This is a genomic window from Anaerovorax odorimutans DSM 5092 (genome assembly GCF_000426305.1).
Taxonomy (GTDB): Bacteria; Bacillota; Clostridia; order Peptostreptococcales; family Anaerovoracaceae; genus Anaerovorax; species Anaerovorax odorimutans.
Window position 1 is genome coordinate 82,743 of record NZ_KE384520.1, and the last position, 21,778, is coordinate 104,520.

A 21,778-nucleotide genomic window follows, 5' to 3' on the forward strand; every position below is an offset into this window, starting at 1 on the left:
ATTTTGCCAAGTTTAAGGGGGGATATATATGGAAAAGAGTGAAAAGACAGCATTAATTGCCATTTCAATAAACTTTTTTTTATTTGTTATAAAAGCAATAGCTGCAGCAGCAACGGGAAGTATTGCATTAAAAGCAGAGGTATTCCATACTTTAGCAGATTTTGTTGCATCTTCAACAGTTTTTTTAGGGTTAAAGATAGCAAAGAGAAAAACAAAAGCATTTCCTTATGGTCTTTATAAAATAGAAAATCTTATGTCGGTTATTATTTCAATTTTGATTTTATATACAGGATATGAGATTGCAGTTGAAGCTCTTCATTATTCAACAGAAATTGAGATAAAGAATTCAGCAGTAGGGATTGTTATTTTGGTATTTGCTGTTATAATTACATTCTTGTTTTCAAAGTATGAGAAAAAAATTGCTAAAGAATTAGAATCTCCAATTTTACTTGCAGATTCTGAACATATACGTACTGATGTATTAAGTAATAGTGTAGTTATGATTGCTATTGTAGGTAATTCTCTAGGTTATCAATTAGATAAATATGCCGCACTGATAGTTGTCGTATTTATAGTAAAGGCTGGAATTGAAATACTAAAAGACGGTGTAAGTGTTCTACTAGATGCCTCCGTTGATTATGAAACATTAAGCAAAACCGAAAAAATTATAGAGAATACACCTCAGGTTGTAGAAATAAAAACATTAACAGGTAGAAACTCTGGCCGATTTAAATTCATTGAAGCTAATATTGTTATCAAGACACATAATTTAGATAAAGCTCATTTGATTGCAGATAAAATAGAAAATCAGATAAAACATGAATTGTGCAATATAAATCAAGTTTTAATTCATTATGAGCCGGTGCAAAAAAATGAACTAATATATGCTGTTCCTTTAACAGAAGACAAAACTTCTATTAATTCGCATTTTGGAGAAGCTCCTTGGTTTTTAATTGCAGCATTTAATGAAGGAAATAAAACAGCAGATCGTGTTGATATTGTGGAAAATCCATATATAAACGAAGAAAAGGGAAAAGGAATATTGGCAGCAGAATTTTTAATTAAAAACGGTATTGATATTATAATAATAAAGAAGGCTTTTGTAAGTAAAGGTCCTGAGTATGTATTTTCTGATGCAAATGTAGAAGTTCTTCTGACAGAAGAAGACACCCCGAAAGAAGCAATGAATAAGTTTGGTCTAAATGTTTGATCTGGAAGATGTTATTGAATCCGGAATGTACAGATACGGAAGTAAAGAAGAAATAGTGATGGCTATGATGGATTGTTCTTTTTTATATACTACAACGATGGGTCTTTTCCCTTGGATTTCTGAGTGTATTAAAAAATGTTAATTCCTTAAAGAAATGAAGATTTTTAAAATTTCATAATATGAATTAATAATTAATGTTGAAGAACTATAAAAGTAAGAGTCTTCAACATTTTTTATGCCTTAAATAACTACGATTATTATATACAATTTAACTTTTATATTTTCTATAATCTTCTAGGTTCTAGGTAATTTTAAAGAGTTTATATGAAAAAGTAATTAATAAAACTTAAAATCACCCAAAGGGGTGATGTTTTATAAGCGAGTATTTTACTAGAATTATAATGTGTAAAAGAAAGGAGAGCTTTGATGAGAATAGGAAAAAAATATTTTAGACTCATTTGTATTGTTTTAACTTTGATTATGGTTTTTAGCAGCTTTACTATTGGTAGCCATGCAAGTAATGAAAGTCAAAACAGTATACCCGGCAATGACAAAAAAATACAGATGGCAGACATTGAAAGTCATTGGGGAAATAAAGTTATAACTAAGTGGCTCAGTAATAATTTGATTTTAGGTTATCCAGATGGCACTTTTAAACCGAACGGTAAAATTACAAAGGCTGAATTTATTACTTTGATTAACAGAGTTTATGGATTTTATGAAACTACGAAAGATAACTATGGAGATGTAAAATCAAAAAATTGGTATTATAATGCAGCGGGTATTGCTAAAGCGAATAGTTATATGGATTGGTATGATAAGGATGCTTTATCACCAAACAGTTATATAACAAGGCAAGAGGTATGCGCTATAATATCAAGCATATATTATTTAGATTTATCAAAAACTTCAATAGATGAAAATACTTATAAAGATGCAAAGGATATACCACAGTGGAGTAAAGCATATGTAGGCGCTGCCATGGAAAAGGGATATCTAAAAGGTTATGGAGATAAGACTATAAAACCGCAAGGTGAGATTACAAGAGCGGAAGCATTAACAATACTTGATAGAGCTGTAGGTAATTTAATAAATAACGAAGGAACTTATGGGTCAAAAGAAAATAATCAGGAAATAGAGGGAAATCTCACTATAAACAGTAAGAATGTTGTATTGCGAAATACAGTCATTAAAGGTGATTTAATATTAGCGGCAGGTATAAAAGAGGGCGATGTTGATTTAGAAAAGATTACGGTTGAAGGAAAAGTTGTGGTAAATGGTGGCGGTGAAAATTCCATAGTATTTAATAACAGTGAGATGGATGAAATTATCATCAGTAAAGTGAACGGAAAAATAAGAGTTGTATCTAAGAACAGTGAAATCGGAAAAGCTATTCTAAAGTCAGAAGGAAAGTTGGAAGGTTCATTTAAAAACTCAAATGTAAAGATTTTAAGCAGAGGGGAAAAAGTTGAGCTGGAAGGCGATTTTAGTGAGGTAGATGTTGCCTCCAAAGTAAAAATTAATATTACTGAAGATACAGTTATAGATGTTTTGAAATTAAATGAGAAAAATACTCAAGTGGATATAGGTAAACAGGCAAAAGTTAAGGAAATAATATTTAATCAGCCAACAAAGGTAACTGGGCAAGGAACTATTATAAAAGCAGTTATTAATTCGGAAGGTGTTACCGCAGAACAGAAAGTTGGGGAGAAAGTTTTATTAAAAGATGGAATAGATACAAGCGGAATTAATGAAAAGAGTTCATCAAGTTCGTCAGGTGGTTCATCACATTCATCCGGTGGTTCGTCACATTCATCAAGTTCAAATGATTCTATTGCACCCACCGTTGCATTTGATCCTGCGAATGGTACCAGTAATGTAAAAATAGACAAACCTATAACGATAACCTTTAATAAAGCTGTAAGAAAGTTAAATGATAGCGTACTGGAAAATAATGATTTAACAAGTATGATTACATTAAAAGAGACGGATAAAAACGGTAAAGATGTAGTATTTTCTGCAACTATTGATGATGATAAAAAAGTAATAACCATATATCCTAATCCAGGAACTTTTGAATACTTAAAATATAATCAGCAATACTATGTTGCTATAGCTTCTCAACTGGAAGATGAAGCAGATAATGCTATTACAGCAACAAATACTGTCTTTACAACAGCAGATGGACCGGTTGCAGTTATAACGCCGGAAAACGGAGCAAAAGATATAGCTTTAGATACAAAAATTAAAATTAGTTTTAATACACCAATTAGACAGTATGATAATAGCCCATTAGAAAACGATGACTTAGGAATGATTCTTTTTCAAACTAGTGGAACTGCAGTTGCCTTTACAGCAACAATAGACAGTGAGAAAAAAATCATTACCATAACTCCTAATGAAAATTTGAAATATAATCAATCTTATATTGTAACTATGCCGAGGTCGGTAGAAGATTATAATGATAACAGTAATAAAGCAACATCAGCTACATTTACAACGGTGGCTAAGACTACAGAGCTGTCAGGCTCAGGAACAATTGACGATCCATTTATAGTTAACAGTATAGAAGATTTAATACTTGTTGGCAGTGGATCTAATAGCGATGGCAATGAATATAGTCTTTCAGCTTATTATAAATTGAAACGTGATTTGGATTTCAAGGACGAAGAAAGTTATGAATCGGGTAGTGTTGATAGTAATCTTATTAGTGTATCCGGAGTTACTCATACCGGATTTACTCCTATAGGAAATAATAGTAGTAGTTCATTTACAGGATATTTTGATGGGGATAACCATACTATTTCTAATCTGTATATTAATAAGGAAAGTTTTGATGTTAATTACGTAGGTTTATTTGGTTATGTATCAGGGGGAGAAATAAAGAATCTGGGTATGATAGCTGGTGATGTTACATCAAAAGGATATAATACTAATGCCATAGCAGGTATATTAGCCGGAGGGAATACCTGGGGTGCAACTATTACAAATTGTTTTGTAACAGGAACATCATCTGCTATTAGAACGGGAACAGACAGTGGAGGAAGAAGTTACGCAGGGGGATTGATTGGTTTTTGTGGTGGAACTATTGACAATTGCTATTCAATTGTTAATGTTGAAGCATCTGCAGGGACAAAAGAGGCATATGCAGGAGGTTTAACAGCGAGTGCAGACAATAACAGCATTATTAGTAACTGTTATTCTAAAGGTGATGTTTCTGCATCAGGTGGAAGTATTAGAATTGGAGGAATAGCTTCATATAATTACGGTAATATTTCAAAGTGCTATTCAATATGTGATTTACATGCAGAGGCAGTGTATAATTTATATGCCGGTGGATTAGTAGGAACAAATGATGATGGACTTTCAGATTCTATAGCATTTAATAATATTATTGCTGTATCTGCAGGAGCAAACAGTTATGTTGGAAGGGTTGCCGGAGAAAATAGAAGTGAAGGTACACTTAATAATAACTATGCAAATGCAGATATGACAGGCGGAGGAGGAGTTATTAACATTAATGATAATGGTGGTGCTGATATGCCCGCTTTCCAATTTGGAGATGTAAATAGTTATGACAGCTCAGGTACAGATCCTGATTTAAACTGGGATTTTGACGATATATGGCAAATGGGTACAGATAGACCAATACTTCAAAATGTAGGAAATGATAATGGTGATATGCATTATAGTTATTTAATTAATAATGGATTTGAAGATGAAGAAATAGATTTAATACCATCGGGGTGGAAGAACGTTTATTCAAGCCAACCAGTGATAGTTTCCAGTACTGTGAGCAAAAACGGAAACAATTCATTAAAACTCGATGGTTCCAGTGGCGGGGCATCAGTTTGTTATAAGCAAATAGATATTTCAGGATTAAGCCATTTGATATTTGAAGCAAATTTATATCCTACATCAGAATATGAAAATGGGACAATGGAGCTGTCTGACAATTATAATTACAGAAAACTAAGACTAACAGTGCTAAATGGTAAAATACAGTACAGCACAAGCGGTCATGATAATAATGATTTAGTGGAATTGACCGATTATACTCTAAACACATGGTATAATGTAAAACTCGCAGTAAATTTAACAAGTGAGACATATGATATTTATGTTAATGGAGTCTTAGAGGCAAGTGATATAAGCATGATTAATATGGATAAACCGTTAAATGCTGCAGGAATGTCATCCGGTAATGCAAGCGGAAGTAATACTATCTATTTTGATGATGTAAAGGTATACGGTTATTAAAAAATTAAACCCCTAGATTTTAATATGCACCTTCTACTTTAGATTGTTTTTATACAATCTAATAAGTAAGAGGTGCATATAAATTTTTATTAATTCTTCATAAATAAGCAATAATATTTAATTTATAAATTCCTTGTTTTTTTGATCTAATGTTTTTGTTTCGGTAATATTATTAAAAAGTTGTATAAGCTGATATTTAGAAGAAATATTTAGCTTTCGATAAATATTTTTAGTGTGAGTTTTAATCGTATTTTCGCTGATATATAAATCAGAAGCAATTTTTTTATAGGTATATCCCTTTAAAACACCTTCGATAATTTCTTTTTCCCTTTCAGTTAAATTATCAGATATATTGTTGGATTCAAGTACTGTTTCTTGTTTTGGATGGGATAATGATGTAAAAAATATAAAAAAGTTATGATTCTTTAAAAGGGTTGACATATGATAATTTAATATGGGAAGCAAAAGGAATAAGGTAAATAAAATACCTATAGAAAAAGAAGCAACAAGAATATGTTCACCAAGAGTTTTTGCCATAATAACCTGACCGATTAATCCGCCGCACCATACACCGAAAACATTGAGACCTAAACCAACACCTAATATACAAGCAGGATTTTTAACATATTCAAAAAGGTCACCCATAATACGCCACCAGAAATAGTCAAAGATACCATAAGCAAAAAGAAGAGGTGTCATAACAAGAAAAAAGCCTATGATTGTTTTAGGAAGCAAAAAAAATTCAATATAAGAAATACCTAAAAAGAACATACCCATATATAAAGTGTAGGCTTTGCTCTTTTTGTATGCCAGGGTCCTCATAAACAATAAACCTATTATATAAGGAATATTGGTATATAGGCTGGATAACAATTCAAAATCACTGTAGTAAGGATATACAACTTGAAACATGGTGCCTGAAGTTAGTGTAACCATAAAAATAAATAGATAAAAAATGAACAATGGCTTTATGATAGTTGTTTTTAAATGTTTGGAGTCTGTTCCCACTTTTGAATCATTTGTTATATTAAGGGGTTTTAACTTACTTGTTACAAAAATACAGAGAACAAGTATTAATATTATAAAAGAATATCCTAAAAAGGGAGCTACAATTATAGAAAAAAATGAAGACAAAGTGAGTATTATATTTGAATAAATCAGTACATCAGCGCTTACTTTTCCTCTATTCTTAGTATCAGCATTTTGTTTATAAAAAAATGCCCAGCTAGTTACATAAGTACCGGCAATATATGCAAGAGGTACTATAATAAAACGCCAATAATTTACAGGGGTAATAATCAATACAAGGCTCCCAATTAAGCAGACAATATTTGAAAATAGCATAACTTTTTTTGCGGAATGGGGATTTTTTACAAAAAATGCAGTTGAAATTATACCAAGAAAATGGGCAAAGACTGTAAAATTATTCAGATACATGCCATTAAAGCCTAAGATATCTCCAATTGCATAAAGTACAGGTCCCTCATATGGTAATGACATTATCCATCCCAAAAATAATCCTAATGTTATAGGTGTTAAATAACTTTGTTTTACTTTCATTTATATAATCCAATCTAATTTTTATTCTATTCATATATAATCTTAAACGAATACTATTTTTAAAAATTAATTTTAATATATAAACTTATAATTTTCAAGGCATTTTTTAATTTTAAGATAATTTTATATAAAAAGGAATTATTTTACAAATGATTGATAAAAGTAAAATAAATGTCATATAGAAAAATGTCTTTAAGATGATTTGTTTTTTCTAAATTTAATATTATTATTTGAGAAATAATTTATAAAACCTCCGAATAATATTAAGATTCCTCCAACTGTTGTAAGAAGATCAGGGTATTCAGACCAAAAAATTATGGCAAATATGACAGAAAAAATAATATTGACATATCCATAAATAGCAAGACGTGATGCAGGGGCATATTTGTATCCGTGGGTCATTAGTATTTGGGCACTTGTTGCTGATATTCCAATTAAAATGAGGAAAAAAAGTTCTTTACCTGAAGGAATAACAAAACCGCTGAAAATAATTATAGGTATAGAGGCAATAGTCGAAAACAAACAAAAAGTAAAAACAATCAAGTCTGGATGAGCATATAATCTTAACTGTCTTATTACCGTGTAAGCTCCTCCGGCAAAAGCAGAGGCAGTAAATCCTATGATTGATGGAATAAGAAGAAATCCAAATTCTGGCTTTATAATCAATGAAGCTCCCAATAATGCCACAATTAAAGCATAAATCTGCATTTTCGTTATTTTTTCCTTTAAAAATAACAAAGAAAAAATTATAACAAAAAAAGGAGACAGCTTATTAAGTAAAACTGCATCTGAGAGAGGCAGCTTAGACAGAGAATAATAATATCCTGCAACACCTGAGAAACCAAGAACAGATCTCAGTAGTAATAATTGTTTATTTGTAAATTTAATCTTACTGGTATCTTTATATAATGCATATCCCATTAAGAAAACTCCAAAGATATTTCTAAAAAATATTTTTTCACCTAAAGGAATTGACGGAACAGCCTTTACAGAAGCTGCCATTACAGCAAAACAAAATGCCGATGATAATATTAATATAATTCCTTTATGTTCATTTTTCATATTTTTACATTCCTTTTGTTAAATTTAGATATTATTTTATATTCAATTTTAATTAAATTACCAGTAAGTATAAATCTTTTATCCCGTATTTTACTCTTTTTTATTGTTACATAAGATAATTTATTTATGATAGATTTGGTACTATCAAGTACTGGGAAATCAAATACAGACAAAGTAAGTGTGCCGGATAAAAAATATAAAATATATATTTCATATTTAATCCTCGTCTACCATTATATAATGAGATAAAAATCAATGATGATAATGATGTAATAAAATATGGGTCAATAAATGCTTTTAATGAATAATCAAGACCACAAAGATACATAATCAATCCAGCCGTTATAAATTGCAAAACGGTTTTTTCCTTAAATAGATAGAAAGTGACAATTAATAAAATTCCATAATAACTACCATCCATTTTTAAGTAAAATGAAATTGCTGAACTTACTAATGAAGCTAATATTATAATTAAATAGTTATTATTATATTTTTTGATTAAGGTTATTGTTAACAATCCTAATAATAGTGTAAAAATTACATTTTGTAAGTGAATATTAATAATTTTATCCGAAAATGACAAATCATAAATAGGTTCTGAAATTATTGCAAATACAGTCAAGCGAAGAATATACTTTCTTACATTATGAGTATGTAAAAATCCCTCAACAATTAAAAAACAGAATATTGGAAATGCAATTCTTCCTAATATGTGGCATACATCCACTATGTTCATTATTATACTGAATTGGAAGTTATTAAACATTGAGTAGGTGGCATTCATTACAATTCCATTTTTAACTATAATCTGCCCAAAATGATCGATAAGCATTGATATAATAGCAATAATTTTAATTGTGCTTCCGCTAATTATTTTTTTAGTCAATTTTTCCCCCTTATCCCTTTTCTTAATTATGATTTTTTTCTGCATTTTTTAAGATAAAAAAATAACCTAATTATTTTAATAACTTATTTAATATAAAGCTTTTAGGGTATTTATATAATTATATTATCTCATTAAAGTAATTTGTTCAACCTGAAACTATAATTATAGAAAAAGATTTAAAATTAAGATTATAAAGATTTCTTCTAATAAAAAAATTTGCTTAATTATTATTAATCAGGCAGGTATAATTAAAAGCAGATATATTCACATGAATAAAAATTGTGATTTTATTACGGAATGATATAATATATAGTATTAAAATACAAGCATGTACGAAAGGAGTGGCAATGATGATTTTAAAAAGAAAAAATGAGCAAAAGTACAGCTGCTATTATTGGCGCTAATTAGGATTTGAGTAATTGAAAATTAATTTATACAAGGAGAAATTTTATGAAATCTATAAAAACACGAATAATTGCAGCATTTACACTTGTAATATTAATAATCACAGGAGTACTTGGCTTGATTACCATTCATATTGTAAGTGATAATTTAATTGAAAATTCACATGACGATTTAAAAGTGATGGCAGAAACAGAAGCTAAGTATATTGAAGCAAAAAGAGATGCGGAGCTTATGTATATTGAAGCTCTTGCTCAGAATAGAGTAATTACAGATGAAACGATTTCATTAGAAGAAAAAATTGAATTTTGTGAAGCAGAAGCTGAAAGAACAGGATATGTATTGTTTGCTTTAACAGATAATAAAGGAAATGCAACACTATTAAACAGCAGCAAAGAAAAAAATAATGTCAGCGATCGTGATTTCTTTAAAAAAGCAATGGAAGGTAAAACAGCAACATCTGATGTTCTTTTCAGTAAATTAGATGGCAAACCTGTAATTGTATTTGCAGCACCTGTTAAAGTAAATGGAAAACAAGTGGGAGTGTTGTATGGAAGAAAAGATGGATTATTATTAAGTGATATTTCAAAAGATGTTACTTATGGGGAAACTGGGTATGGATATCTAATTAATGATGAAGGAAGAGTTGTTGGACATCCTGATACTGATCTTGTTAAAAATCAATATAATCTTATAGATGATTCGGATGCAAATGAAGGGCATAAAGAATTGGCTACATTAGTAAAAGATAAAATGTTATCAAGAGAATCAGGAAGTGGAGATTATGTATATGAAGGTGTGAATAAAATAGCAGGTTTTGCACCAGTGGAAAATAGTCCATGGATTATGGTAGTAACTGTTGAAGAAAATGAAATTCTGTCTCAGGTAAATGCCATAAGAAATATTATAATAACATTAATAGTTATTTTTATAATAATAGGTGGTATAATTATATTCTTTGTAAGTAATAGAATAGCAAAACCTATAAAGAAGATTACGGAGGCCGCAAAACAAATTGCAGATGGCAATTTCGATGTTCAGCTTAATGTAAAATCTCAAGATGAAATAGGTCAGCTTGCACAAGCATTTAATCTTACAATTTCGAGATTAGAAAATTATCAAGGATACATAGATGAAATTTCAGATGTCTTATTAAAAGTTTCTAATGGAGATTTATTGATTGAGCTGAAAAAAGATTATATAGGACAATTTAAAAAGCTAAAAGAAAATATGGAAGCCTTTTTAAAGACTTTAAATAGCACTTTAATGCAGATTAATCAATCTGCAAGCCAAGTAGCAACAGGTTCAGATCAGGTGGCATCTGGAGCTCAATCTTTGTCAAGCGGCGCTACGCAGCAGGCAAGTTCCATTGAAGAATTATCCGCTGCCATAACTGAGATTACAGAACAAATAAATCATAGTGCGCAAAATGCAAAATTAGCAAGTGATAAATCAGAAGGTGTAGGAGTAGAACTGCAAAACAGTAATAATCAAATGAAAGAAATGGTTAATGCCATGGAAAATATATCTTTAAAATCATCAGAAATCTCAAGAATAATTAAGGTGATTGAAGATATTGCATTTCAAACTAACATTCTTGCACTTAATGCAGCTGTTGAAGCTGCAAGAGCAGGAGCAGCTGGAAAAGGCTTTGCAGTAGTTGCCGATGAAGTAAGGAATTTAGCAAGTAAGTCAGCAGATGCAGCTAAAACCACAACATCTTTAATTAAAGAAACAATTGAAGTAGTTGAAGATGGAACAGCCATTGCCAATAAAACGGAAATTGCTTTGGAAGAGAGCGCTAAATCTGCAAGGGAGGCTATTCCTCTAACTGATAAAATTGCCACAGAAGCAGAAGAGCAAGTAATTTTGATAGAGCAAGTAAAAGAAGGTATAGAGCAGATATCAGCTGTAGTTCAAACTACTGCTGCAACAGCAGAGGAGAGCGCAGCAACAAGTGAAGAATTATCAGGGCAAGCACAGCTGTTGGAAGAACTGATTAATAAATTTAAATTAAGCAATGAAGAATAGAAACTTTATAGCTTCTATTCATATAATTCTTATTTTTAGTTCTTTTTTAGTTAAGAATCTGTTTGCTGATTTTATGAATTTTAAAATTATATAGTAAAGTTAAATAAAGTATGCTATATTAATAATGATAATTTAATACGGACAGTTCATTAAGACCATCCTGTCCTTAAAAAAAACTAGGCTGTTTAATTTTAAATATATAAGAATTTAAGGTTTATTTTATTATGCTTAGAAAGTAATAGAATAAACCTTTTTATATTGTTTACTTAATAATATTGAAAAATATAGGATCAAGCACATTTATAATTGCAGGATTCAAACTATTAAAGTACAAATATGTAAGTACGTTGAAAATATAAATCTTTCATTTAATAATATTTTTTACGCATAATAGATATAAAAGTAATAACAAGTCATAATATATTAGAAATTTGAAAGCTGAAGTTTATGTTTTAATTTATTGCTTAAAGAACATATTTCAGCTTTTTTAGTAAGAAAATAAGAAAAGAAGGAGCATATGATGTTTAAAATAAAAAGTGAAGTACAATTTGATATGGCACACTATTTAAATGGATATGTTGGGAAATGTTCAAATATTCATGGTCATAGATATAAATTAATTGTAAAATTAGCTTCGGAAACTTTAAAAAAAGATGGCCAACTTAGAGGAATGGTAGATGATTTTACAAATTTAAAAGATAATTTAGAAGAGATTAAGAAAAATTTTGACCATAAATTGGTTATTGAAGAGAATGAAGAAGGAAAAGCCTTAGCTAAAAAATTAGCGGAGCTTCCAAATGAATTTTCAATATATTTTGTTTCATACAGACCAACAGCAGAAGAAATGTCAAGAGATATTTTTAATAGATTAAAGTCGAAAGGGCTATCTGTATGTGAGGTTGAATTGTTTGAAACACCAAATAACAGCTGTATATATACGGAGGATTGAATTTACAAATAAAAATTCTAAATAAAGATAACTTTGACTACAGGGAGAAAAAATGTTTAATATAACAGAAAAGTTTTTATCAATAGATGGAGAAGGCCCCAGCGCCGGAGAAATTGCAACCTTTATAAGATTTCAAGGATGCAATTTGAGATGCTCTTGGTGTGATACAGCTTATTCGTGGGAAAAAGAAAGTACGAATGAAAAATTAAGCGTTGAAGAAATCTATAACTATATAAAGGAAAATGAATGTACTAATGTTACTTTAACAGGTGGAGAACCTTTAATTCAAGATAATATAGATGAACTTTTGGAAATTTTGAACAAGGATGAAACTTTGATAATCCATATAGAAACAAATGGCTCTGTAGATATAGGTGAATTTAAGAGAAAACATAACAAGGGGAATATAAGTTATATAGTTGATTATAAACTGCCAAGCAGTAAAGTAATGAAATATATGAATCTAAACAATTTGAATAGTGTTGGATTTAAGGATGCATATAAATTTGTTGTTGGAAGCATGGAGGATTTGAAAGTTGCTTATGAAATTATAAAAGAATATAATTTAAGTAATAAATGCTCAGTTTATTTAAGCACTGTTTTTGGGAAAATAAGACCAGAACAAGTAGTAGAATTTATGAAAGATAAAAAGTTAAATAAAGTAAAGCTACAAGTCCAGCTGCATAAAATCATTTGGGATGAGAAAGTAAGAGGAGTTTAAAAAATACTTTGAATTACAATATTAATTAAGAAGGTATACGAATGAAGAAAAAAATTGACACACAAAAAATTCAAGAATGCATACGTGAAATTATTATCGCTCTGGGAGATAATCCTGAAAGAGAAGGGCTAATAGAAACTCCTAAGAGAGTGGCTAAAATGTATGAAGAAGTTTTTGAAGGAATGAATTATTCCAACGAAGAAATAGCTGAAATGTTTGGGAAAGTTTTTGATGAAGATTCTTTTTTTGAAACTCACAATAATATGGTAGTAGTTAAAGATATCCCTATTAATAGTTATTGTGAACATCATTTGGCACTAATGTACAATATGAAAGTAAGTGTAATCTATCGCCCTAAAGATAAGATTATAGGTCTTAGTAAAATTGCCAGAATTGCTGATATGGTAGGAAGGAGATTACAGCTTCAAGAGCGTATTGGAAGTGATATTGCTGATATTATATATATGGTTACAGACAGTAAAGATGTGGGAGTCCTTATTACAGGTGAACATAGCTGTATGACAGCAAGAGGTATAAAAAAATCACAAACTTTAACTACAACTACAACCTTTACAGGAGAATTTAAGAGTAATGATGTTTTAAGGCAAGAAGCTTTATTGATTATGAAATAATTAATAAAAAATAACAGGAGCAAAATAATATGAATAAGAAAGCAGTTGTTGTATTTAGTGGAGGCCAAGACTCCACAACATGCCTGTTTTGGGCACTTAAGGAATTTGATGATGTAATAACAGTTACTTTTGATTATAACCAAAAACATAAAAAAGAAATAGAATGTGCAGCATCAATAGCTAAAGAATTGGGTGTTGAAAATCATATTTTGGATATGGCATTATTGAATCAATTGGCACCAAATGCACTCACAAGAGATGATATAGAAATTAAAATGGGTGAAAACGGAGCACCTCCATCAACCTTTGTAGAGGGTAGAAACATGTTATTTCTAACTTTTGCAGCAGTTCTTGCAAAAGTCAAAGGAGCAAAGCATATTGTAACAGGAGTTTGTGAAACAGATTTCAGCGGTTACCCTGACTGCAGAGATGTATTTATAAAATCTCTTAATGTTACTTTAAATTTAGCTATGGATTACGGATTTGTAGTTCATACACCATTAATGTGGTTGGATAAAGCGCAAACTTGGGAATTAGCAGACAGCTTTGGTAAATTAGACTATGTAAGAGAAAAAACACTTACTTGCTACAATGGAATAATTGGTGATGGGTGCGGAAATTGCCCTGCATGTTTACTTAGAAAAAGGGGCTTAGAAAAGTATTTAAAAAATAAAAAATGCGATAATAAATTAGGAGAGAAAATTAATGAATGAAAAGGGAAGACAAGGCAAAGATTTAGAAGGAATAACTCTTTTAGGAAATCAAGGTACTCAGTATGATTATGGATATAATCCTGAAATTTTAGAGACTTTTGATAATAAGCATACTGATAATGATTATTTTGTAAAATTTAATTGTCCCGAATTTACCAGTCTTTGTCCTATTACTGGACAACCTGATTTTGCAACTATCTATATAAGCTATATTCCCGCAATTAAAATGGTAGAAAGTAAATCTTTAAAGCTATATTTATTCAGTTTCAGAAATCATGGCGATTTTCATGAGGATTGTATGAATACAATAATGAAAGATTTAATAAAACTAATGGAACCGAAGTATATAGAAGTATGGGGGAAATTTACTCCAAGAGGAGGTATTAGTATAGATCCTTATTGTAACTACGGCATACCTGGAACAAAATATGAAAAAATGGCGGATTACAGAATGATAAAGCATGATATGTATCCTGAAAATATAGATAACAGATAATATGATAAAATTTTATCATTGTTATGAGTTGCTTTACTTATCTAAGTGAAATAATTTTTGTAAAATAGCAATATTTTTAAAATAATTTTCGTTTAAAGGTTAATATTTACTTTTGACATTATATTATTAAAGTTTTATAATAGTAAATGTTGTAGATATTACTTTTATACATAATTGTGATTTTATCACGGTAAAAAGGGTATTTTATTTTGTAATATAGCATCATAAAATTATAACAGAAAAGAGGATTTATATTATGAATGTACGTAAATTATTTATTTTAGGAGCCGGTTTTATGGGGATGGGTATTGCTCAGACTGCTATAACAAGTGGCATTAATGTTACTGTTTTTGATATTAATGAAAAACAGCTTGCTAAGGGACGCGATACTGTAGAAAAAATGTTGCAGAAGAATGTCAATAAAGGCAGAATGGAAGAAAATGATATGAAGTCAGCTTTGGCAAATTTATCATTTACAACTGAAATATCTGACTGCAGTGATGCGGATTTTATTATAGAAGCGGCAACTGAAAATCAAGATATAAAAATATCTATTATAAAAGAGGTTGATAAATATGCAAAAGATACTGCAATATTAACAAGTAATACATCCTCTATTTCCATTACTACATTGGCAGGTCATATAAAGAATCCTGCGCGTTTTATTGGAATGCACTTTTTCAGTCCTGTACCATTAATAAACTTATTGGAAGTCGTTAAAGGTCTTCAAACCAGTAAAGAAACAATAGAAAAAACTATTGCTTTTGGTGAAAAACTTGGAAAGGTTTGTATTATTTCCAAAGATGAACCGGGATTTATTGTAAATCGTATGCTGATTCCTATGTTAAATGAAGCCTTTGTTTTGATTGAAAGAGGAATAGGTACTATTGAAGAAATTGATGAAGGAATGCGTTTAGGTTTGAACCATCCTATGGGACCTCTTGAACTTGTAGACATGATCGGTATTGATATAGAATTAGCAGTTATGGAAGTTCTTTATCATGAAATCGGAGATCCTAAGTATCGTCCGGCTGTATTATTACGTCGTATGGCTGCAGCAGGTCATTTAGGAAGAAAGACTGGAAAGGGTTTTTATATTTATCATGAAGATGGTACAAAGACACCTAATACAGATTTACTTTATTGCAAATAAAATCAATAAAAATATCTTATTAATAAATAATAATAATCTTTTAATTTAGAGAAAAATAAATATATAAATATGAAACTGTACGGTTTAATCTGTACAGTTTTTTTATGGCAAAAATTAAAATTTCAATAAATTATAATTCTTTTATTTTGTTGTTTTATTCATAAGGGATTTCACAATTTCTAATCTGTCAGCATAAAATAAAAGTATTATAAAAAGCGATGAGGTGGAGCTTTGTGGTAGTTTTAGATGTAAGTAATATTGAAGAAAAATATCAAGCCGTAAATGGTGAAATAACTGCATTAAAAGAAATCAGTTTTCGTGTGGAAAAAGGTGAATTCGTTAGTATTGTAGGACCTAGCGGGTGCGGTAAGTCCACACTTCTTTCTATTATCGCAGGATTGATGAAACCAACATCAGGAGAAGTTTTTGTTAACGGAGAAAAAATAAAGGGAATTTCAAATCATATAGGTTATATGCTTCAAAAAGATAATTTACTTGAATGGAGAACTATTTATAGCAATGTAATGCTGGGTCTAGAAATTCAGAATAACTTGACACCGGAAAATATAGAAAGAGTAATACAGCTTTTAAAAACCTATGAGCTTTATGAATTTAAAGATAAATATCCTTCCCAACTATCCGGTGGTATGAGACAAAGGGTTGCGTTAATAAGAACTTTAGCAATTAATCCGGATATTTTGCTTTTGGATGAAGCTTTTTCAGCATTGGATTATCAGACTAGACTGACGGTTACCAATGACGTGTATAAAATTTTAAAGCAAGAACAAGTTACAACTATAATGGTAACTCATGATATTCCTGAAGGCATAAGCATGGCAGATAAAGTAATTATACTTAGCCAGAGACCTGCTGTTATTAAGGAAATTCTTACTATTGATTTTGAGGATGAAAACAGAACACCTTTAAATTGCAGAAAAAATCCAAAGTTCAGCAAGTATTTTGATTACATTTGGAAGGAGCTAAGTTCAGATGGATAATAAACAGCTTTCCAAAGAAAGAGTTATATATTTAAAAAAGGAAAAACGCAGAAAACGAATGATTCTTATTTGGCAAGTTGGAATATTAGTTTGTTTCATAGCTATATGGGAAATTTCTGCTTTACTTGGTTTAATAGACAGTTTTATTTTGAGTCAGCCATCACGAATATGGAATACTTGTATTAATATGGCTCAAAACGACTTGCTAGTGCATATCGGAGTAACTGTATATGAGACTTTAGTTGGATTTACATTAGGAGTTATAACGGGAACTGTTTTAGCAATTATACTTTGGTGGAGCAGGTTTATTTCCAAAGTCAGCGAGCCTTATCTTGTTGTATTAAACAGTTTACCTAAGATTGCTTTAGGCCCAGTTATCATTATAATTGTGGGTGCAGGAACTGAGGCTATTATTTTTATGGCTCTTGCAATTTCTTTAATTGTTACTGTTTTAGAGATGTTAAATGGTTTTCAAAATACAGATAAGGAATATATAAAAATGGCAACAACATTTGGAGCTACTAAGATGCAAATTTTCAAGAAAATTGTATTTCCGTATAATATAACAACTTTATTTAATTCTTTAAAAATAAATATAGGGCTTTCTTTAGTAGGTGTTATTGCAGGTGAATTTCTTGTATCAAAAGCAGGATTGGGATATTTGATAGTATATGGAGGTCAAGTATTTCAACTTGACTTGGTTATGGCCAGTGTGATTATTTTAGCTATTGTTGCCGCTGTCATGTATGAGGCTGTTGTTCTCATGCAGCGATTGGTAATGAGGTGGTATGGACATTAAAATAAGAACTTATATATTTTTGTGAAAGTATTAAGGGTTTACCTTTATTTACTTTAATAAATCAAAATGAAATATAAAAGGAGTTGGTGAAATGAGAAAATACTTAAAATTTATCTGCATAACTTTAAGCCTATTATTAATTATTCCTGTATTTGCCGGTTGTGATTCAAAAACAAAGGATAAGGATGTTGTAACTGTTTGTGAGGTTACTCATTCCATATTTTATGCTCCGCAATATGCAGCAATTAATCTAGGCTATTTTGAAGACGAAGGAATTGAAATAGAACTTTCCAACGGGCAGGGAGCAGATAAGGTTATGGCAGCGGTACTTTCGGATAATGTAGATATAGGATTTGCAGGTCCTGAAGCCTCTATTTATGTCTATAATGAAGGAAAGGAAGATTATACGGAGGTATTCTCACTGTTAACTCAGCGTGATGGCTCTTTCCTTGTGGGACGTGAACCTGATTCTGATTTTTCATGGGATAAAATTCGTGGAAAAACTGTATTGCCTGGGCGTAAAGGTGGAGTTCCTTATATGACTTTAGAGTATGTAATTCGTCAGAATGGTTTAGATCCTTTAAAAGATACAACTTTAGACAACAGTATTCAATTTGCATTAATGGCAGGAGCTTTTACAAGTGGAACCGGAGATTATGTAACATTGTTTGAGCCGACAGCATCTATGCTTGAAAAAGAAGGCAAAGGATACATAGTATCCTCCATAGGAAGAGAGAGTGGAGAAATATCGTATACAGCATATTTTGCAAAGAAGAGCTTTATTGAAGAAAATCAAGATTTAATAGAGCGATTTACAAGAGCCATTTATAAAGGTCAAAAATGGGTTGAGGCTAATGAAGCAAAAAAAATAGCTGAAATCGTTGCCCCATCTTTCCCTGATACAGATATTGACTTATTGACAACAGTAATACAAAGATATAAAGATATTGATGTATGGAGCAGTGACCCTGTTTTGAACACTGATTCTTTTGAATTATTGCAAGAAGTAATGACTCAAGCTGGGGAATTAACGAAAAAAGCTCCGCACGATAAAGTTATCAATAATACTTTTGCAGAAAAAGTTATAAAAGAGTAGATAACTTTAACTAAAGTTTATTCTTTAAAATAACCAATTTATTTAAAAAATGGAGTTACTTTTTCTCCATTTTTTAAGTAATTAATTCAACTTTCCCACTAGAGAAATGTTAATTCACCTCGAAAAGTAAAAAAGAAGTTCAATTTCATAAAAGAAGTAGGAGACCTATATATTTATTGAAAATCATCTTTACTTTTGTAATATGAATAATAAGAATTATAAATATTTAATTACTAATTATAGTAAGTAAATATATTCGGAAAATATGATAATATAAAATATTGTTGAAATTATATTGCTGTATGATAGACTGATTATTAGAAATGTGTTATCTATATTTATATGAGAAAGAAGGTCATATATATGAAGAAAATTTTATCAATTGTTTTAATTGCTGCTTTACTGTTTAGCTTAGCTTCTTGCGGAGGAAACAAACCGGAACAGACAGTAAAGAGTACATTGAGTGCAGTAAAATACTGCGATCGTGAATCAGCAATAAAGTATATTGATTATGATAAATTATTAGATAACAGTTATGAAGATCTTAATGAAGATGAGAAAGCGGATGCGGAAGAAATGATTCGCCTTATTTTTATTAATTTAGATTATGAGATTATTTCATCTGAAGTGGATGGGGAAAAGGCAAATGTAAAAACTAAAATTACTAATACCGATATGGCTAAAATCTTTGCAGATTTTATTCCGCAATTGTTTACTTTAGCATTTTCAGGTTTAAATGAAGAAGAGATGAACGAAAAGACAATTGAAATATTTGTAAATTTAATGAATCAAAAAGAGAATGAAACCGTTACGAAAACAGTAGATATAAATTTAGAAATGAAAGATGGAACGTGGAAGATCGATTTAAATGATGAACTTACAGATGCAATATTTGGAGGAATGATAAGTGCTGCAGAAGAAATGGGAAAATCTTTTGTTGAAAGTAACTAATTCTTATCTTTACTAATTACACGTAAAAGTGTATATAAAAAATTAGTGATAATTAAAAATGACTTCCTATGAATACATAGGAGGTTTTTTTAGAGTTTCGTAATAAGTTTTGATCATTTGCCTATGTCGTGCCAATGTTCTTTTACTTCACTTAATTCGGAGAGCACTCCTGCTTTATAGTTTGCTTTAACATATCCTCTAGCTCTTGCTATACATGATTCTGCATTTATTAATTCATCCCATTCTGCACTGAATTGAACACGTTTAGAAACTATTTTCCATGCATCATCAAGTTTATCGATATTTTTTTCAGCACTTTTCCATTTATCATTATCTATATCATATTCAATTGTTTTTATTATACCAAGTACATTATCTTTTTCTCCATATGATTGTTTTAATAAAGGAGCAGATAACATGATTAAAATAAAAAAGGCAATTAATATAACTGGTATAATATAACTAAAAATTTTCTTCATAATTTCACCTTTAAAAAAGCTGTATTAGCAGCTGGTCTTATTAGTTATATGGTCTTTATATTTATCAATATATAATTCTCCAGAAGAATCTAAAGCAGCATAAAATACTTCGGATATATCCCTAACTCCTGAACTTTTTAGTTCAGAGAATAGCCAAATCTTGTCTTTATTAATTTGTTTTAAATTTTTATCAATAACTAAGCCATTATAAATAAGCTCAGTACCAAGACCGCTGTAATCAGTTTTTATTTGCATATCTTTCGGCGTAAGAGGTTGATATTGTGATTTTTTAAGAACAGATAAGTTCCCGCTTGTTTCTAATACGGCAAATTCTATTTCTGATAAATTAAAAGCTCCTTTTTCCCTTAGCTGTTCCTTAAGATCATCAATTCTGTATCTCATCTTTTTCATAGAATCCTCCATGATAAGACCGTTCATTATTACAATAGTTGGTTCTCCATTTATATATTTAGATGCATCTCTCCATTTTATTGTGATTAATTGCATAGCTAATACTGCTGCAATCCAAGTTACTAATCCAACCCAATGAGCCCACGTTCTGCTTGTTAAATCAGTAGTAAGTGTAGCAGCAATGGAGCCAACTGTGATTCCAAGTATATAATCAAAAAATGTTAATTGACTTATTTGCTGTTTCCCTAAAAGTCTTGTAAATATTAATAGTGTAAAAAAACCTATTAAGGCTCTTACTACTACTACTAATCCTTCATTCAAATTTATCACCTCTATATGATTTTTACTTAGTATTTACCAATCTATACTAAGTATACTTATTATGGGAAATTCAGTGTTGAATTATAAATTAAATAACATAACCATTGTAATTTCAACAATTTTAAATTAGGCAGAAGAAACATAATGCATATTATTGTAAACTGTCATGAATAACGTTAATTTAAGTAAAAATTTTAGCTAAAAAAGGTGTAGATCTCATTTTTATCAGCTTTAAATATAGCTTTTCCAATATAAGCTGAATATCAAAAAGATAATAAAAAATAACTAAATATTAAAATACTAATTTAATTACATAAAAATATCTCTTATTTTATTGTCCAATTTTAAAGTATATTTAATTATTTCTTTTATTATAAAAATAGATAAAACATTGTAAAAATAGAGATTTCATCAAAATAAACGTATATCGAAAATAAACGATTAATATTGAAAAATAAATAAAAATTAAATACTTTGTAATTAAATAGGATTATTTCTGAGTTTGTGTAATGATATGAATACTTAAGTTATAAAAATCACATACATAAGTGAACTCTGGTTATAAAAGTTAGTGATTCTTAATATATAAAGATAAAATATAACTCTTTTATTTTGAAATGATTTTATTTTTACTATAAAAGATATTTC

19 protein-coding genes are annotated in these 21,778 nt (G+C 29.8%); 14 read left to right on the forward strand and 5 right to left on the reverse strand.

The features are described from left to right. Positions 1-28: 28 nt before the first annotated feature. The 3 genes from K292_RS0115175 to K292_RS0115185 all read left to right on the forward strand — a co-directional run bounded on the left by K292_RS0115175 (position 29) and on the right by K292_RS0115185 (position 5,470). Entirely contained in the window at positions 29-1,210 is a 1,182-nt protein-coding gene (locus K292_RS0115175) for a cation diffusion facilitator family transporter (RefSeq protein ID WP_037373388.1), read from the forward strand. Further along, complete coding sequence (locus K292_RS18770; protein ID WP_156900555.1) at positions 1,203-1,352, forward strand: hypothetical protein; 150 nt, start codon at positions 1,203-1,205, stop codon at positions 1,350-1,352. Before K292_RS0115175 ends, K292_RS18770 begins: the two co-directional genes overlap by 8 nt. A gap of 284 nt (positions 1,353-1,636) precedes the next feature. Next, on the forward strand, positions 1,637-5,470 hold the full coding sequence (locus K292_RS0115185; RefSeq protein ID WP_027400553.1) for an S-layer homology domain-containing protein: 3,834 nt from the start codon (positions 1,637-1,639) through the stop codon (positions 5,468-5,470). 117 nt (positions 5,471-5,587) lie between these two features. Here K292_RS0115185 and K292_RS19215 read toward each other — a convergent pair whose 3' ends face one another. The 3 genes from K292_RS19215 to K292_RS0115200 form a co-directional block, all read right to left on the reverse strand. Beyond that, entirely contained in the window at positions 5,588-7,030 is a 1,443-nt protein-coding gene (locus K292_RS19215; RefSeq protein WP_027400554.1) for a LuxR family transcriptional regulator, read from the reverse strand. A gap of 192 nt (positions 7,031-7,222) precedes the next feature. Continuing rightward, a complete protein-coding gene (locus K292_RS0115195) occupies positions 7,223-8,092 on the reverse strand; it encodes a DMT family transporter (RefSeq protein ID WP_027400555.1) in 870 nt (289 codons plus the stop codon). A gap of 124 nt (positions 8,093-8,216) precedes the next feature. Continuing rightward, positions 8,217-8,978, reverse strand: coding sequence for a TraX family protein (locus tag K292_RS0115200; RefSeq protein WP_027400556.1), 762 nt, complete (start codon positions 8,976-8,978; stop codon positions 8,217-8,219). A 450-nt stretch (positions 8,979-9,428) separates the two neighbouring features. On the opposite strand from K292_RS0115200, the gene K292_RS18130 reads away from it, so the two are divergent. The 11 genes from K292_RS18130 (at position 9,429) to K292_RS17535 (ending at position 19,919) form a co-directional block, all read left to right on the forward strand. Continuing rightward, positions 9,429-11,411 (forward strand): methyl-accepting chemotaxis protein, encoded by a 1,983-nt coding sequence (locus K292_RS18130; protein WP_051280867.1) that lies wholly within the window; start codon positions 9,429-9,431, stop codon positions 11,409-11,411. 517 nt (positions 11,412-11,928) lie between these two features. After that, entirely contained in the window at positions 11,929-12,360 is a 432-nt protein-coding gene (locus K292_RS0115210) for a 6-pyruvoyl trahydropterin synthase family protein (RefSeq protein WP_245570877.1), read from the forward strand. 52 nt (positions 12,361-12,412) lie between these two features. After that, a complete protein-coding gene (gene queE / locus K292_RS0115215; protein ID WP_027400558.1) occupies positions 12,413-13,081 on the forward strand; it encodes a putative 7-carboxy-7-deazaguanine synthase QueE in 669 nt (222 codons plus the stop codon). 41 nt (positions 13,082-13,122) lie between these two features. After that, the gene (gene folE / locus K292_RS0115220; RefSeq protein WP_027400559.1) at positions 13,123-13,713 is read left to right on the forward strand and encodes a GTP cyclohydrolase I FolE; all 591 of its coding nucleotides are present in this window, start codon (positions 13,123-13,125) and stop codon (positions 13,711-13,713) included. A 29-nt stretch (positions 13,714-13,742) separates the two neighbouring features. Next, positions 13,743-14,426, forward strand: a complete 684-nt coding sequence (gene queC, locus K292_RS0115225; protein WP_027400560.1) for a 7-cyano-7-deazaguanine synthase QueC — start codon at positions 13,743-13,745, stop codon at positions 14,424-14,426. Then, complete coding sequence (gene queF, locus K292_RS0115230) at positions 14,419-14,922, forward strand: preQ(1) synthase (RefSeq protein WP_027400561.1); 504 nt, start codon at positions 14,419-14,421, stop codon at positions 14,920-14,922. Before queC ends, queF begins: the two co-directional genes overlap by 8 nt. A 256-nt stretch (positions 14,923-15,178) precedes the next feature. Beyond that, the gene (locus K292_RS17530; protein WP_051280869.1) at positions 15,179-16,075 is read left to right on the forward strand and encodes a 3-hydroxyacyl-CoA dehydrogenase family protein; all 897 of its coding nucleotides are present in this window, start codon (positions 15,179-15,181) and stop codon (positions 16,073-16,075) included. A 233-nt stretch (positions 16,076-16,308) separates the two neighbouring features. Then, positions 16,309-17,073, forward strand: coding sequence for an ABC transporter ATP-binding protein (locus tag K292_RS0115240; RefSeq protein ID WP_027400562.1), 765 nt, complete (start codon positions 16,309-16,311; stop codon positions 17,071-17,073). Continuing rightward, positions 17,066-17,872, forward strand: a complete 807-nt coding sequence (locus tag K292_RS0115245) for an ABC transporter permease (protein WP_027400563.1) — start codon at positions 17,066-17,068, stop codon at positions 17,870-17,872. Before K292_RS0115240 ends, K292_RS0115245 begins: the two co-directional genes overlap by 8 nt. 91 nt (positions 17,873-17,963) lie before the next feature. Further along, positions 17,964-18,968: an ABC transporter substrate-binding protein gene (locus K292_RS0115250; RefSeq protein ID WP_027400564.1), complete on the forward strand. Its 1,005-nt coding sequence runs from the start codon at positions 17,964-17,966 to the stop codon at positions 18,966-18,968. Between the two features lie 363 nt (positions 18,969-19,331). Then, positions 19,332-19,919 (forward strand): LptM family lipoprotein, encoded by a 588-nt coding sequence (locus tag K292_RS17535; RefSeq protein ID WP_051280871.1) that lies wholly within the window; start codon positions 19,332-19,334, stop codon positions 19,917-19,919. A gap of 113 nt (positions 19,920-20,032) precedes the next feature. On the opposite strand, the gene K292_RS0115260 is transcribed toward K292_RS17535, so the two are convergent. Both K292_RS0115260 and K292_RS0115265 read right to left on the reverse strand, forming a co-directional pair. Further along, on the reverse strand, positions 20,033-20,398 hold the full coding sequence (locus tag K292_RS0115260; protein WP_027400565.1) for a DUF4363 family protein: 366 nt from the start codon (positions 20,396-20,398) through the stop codon (positions 20,033-20,035). Between the two features lie 24 nt (positions 20,399-20,422). Next, positions 20,423-21,130 (reverse strand): DUF421 domain-containing protein, encoded by a 708-nt coding sequence (locus tag K292_RS0115265; protein ID WP_027400566.1) that lies wholly within the window; start codon positions 21,128-21,130, stop codon positions 20,423-20,425. Positions 21,131-21,778 lie beyond the last annotated feature (648 nt).

What these genes read in the sequence shown, in the direction of transcription:
- queC (WP_027400560.1), top strand. Translation starts at nt 13,743, where the DNA reads ATGAATAAGAAAGCAGTTGTTGTATTTAGTGGAGGCCAAGACTCCACA.
- K292_RS19215 (WP_027400554.1), bottom strand. Translation starts at nt 7,030, where the DNA reads ATGAAAGTAAAACAAAGTTATTTAACACCTATAACATTAGGATTATTT.
- K292_RS18130 (WP_051280867.1), top strand. Translation starts at nt 9,429, where the DNA reads ATGAAATCTATAAAAACACGAATAATTGCAGCATTTACACTTGTAATA.
- K292_RS18770 (WP_156900555.1), top strand. Translation starts at nt 1,203, where the DNA reads ATGTTTGATCTGGAAGATGTTATTGAATCCGGAATGTACAGATACGGA.
- K292_RS17530 (WP_051280869.1), top strand. Translation starts at nt 15,179, where the DNA reads ATGAATGTACGTAAATTATTTATTTTAGGAGCCGGTTTTATGGGGATG.
- K292_RS0115210 (WP_245570877.1), top strand. Translation starts at nt 11,929, where the DNA reads ATGATGTTTAAAATAAAAAGTGAAGTACAATTTGATATGGCACACTAT.
- K292_RS17535 (WP_051280871.1), top strand. Translation starts at nt 19,332, where the DNA reads ATGAAGAAAATTTTATCAATTGTTTTAATTGCTGCTTTACTGTTTAGC.
- K292_RS0115250 (WP_027400564.1), top strand. Translation starts at nt 17,964, where the DNA reads ATGAGAAAATACTTAAAATTTATCTGCATAACTTTAAGCCTATTATTA.
- K292_RS0115175 (WP_037373388.1), top strand. Translation starts at nt 29, where the DNA reads ATGGAAAAGAGTGAAAAGACAGCATTAATTGCCATTTCAATAAACTTT.
- queE (WP_027400558.1), top strand. Translation starts at nt 12,413, where the DNA reads ATGTTTAATATAACAGAAAAGTTTTTATCAATAGATGGAGAAGGCCCC.
- folE (WP_027400559.1), top strand. Translation starts at nt 13,123, where the DNA reads ATGAAGAAAAAAATTGACACACAAAAAATTCAAGAATGCATACGTGAA.
- K292_RS0115260 (WP_027400565.1), bottom strand. Translation starts at nt 20,398, where the DNA reads ATGAAGAAAATTTTTAGTTATATTATACCAGTTATATTAATTGCCTTT.
- K292_RS0115185 (WP_027400553.1), top strand. Translation starts at nt 1,637, where the DNA reads ATGAGAATAGGAAAAAAATATTTTAGACTCATTTGTATTGTTTTAACT.
- K292_RS0115245 (WP_027400563.1), top strand. Translation starts at nt 17,066, where the DNA reads ATGGATAATAAACAGCTTTCCAAAGAAAGAGTTATATATTTAAAAAAG.
- queF (WP_027400561.1), top strand. Translation starts at nt 14,419, where the DNA reads ATGAATGAAAAGGGAAGACAAGGCAAAGATTTAGAAGGAATAACTCTT.
- K292_RS0115195 (WP_027400555.1), bottom strand. Translation starts at nt 8,092, where the DNA reads ATGAAAAATGAACATAAAGGAATTATATTAATATTATCATCGGCATTT.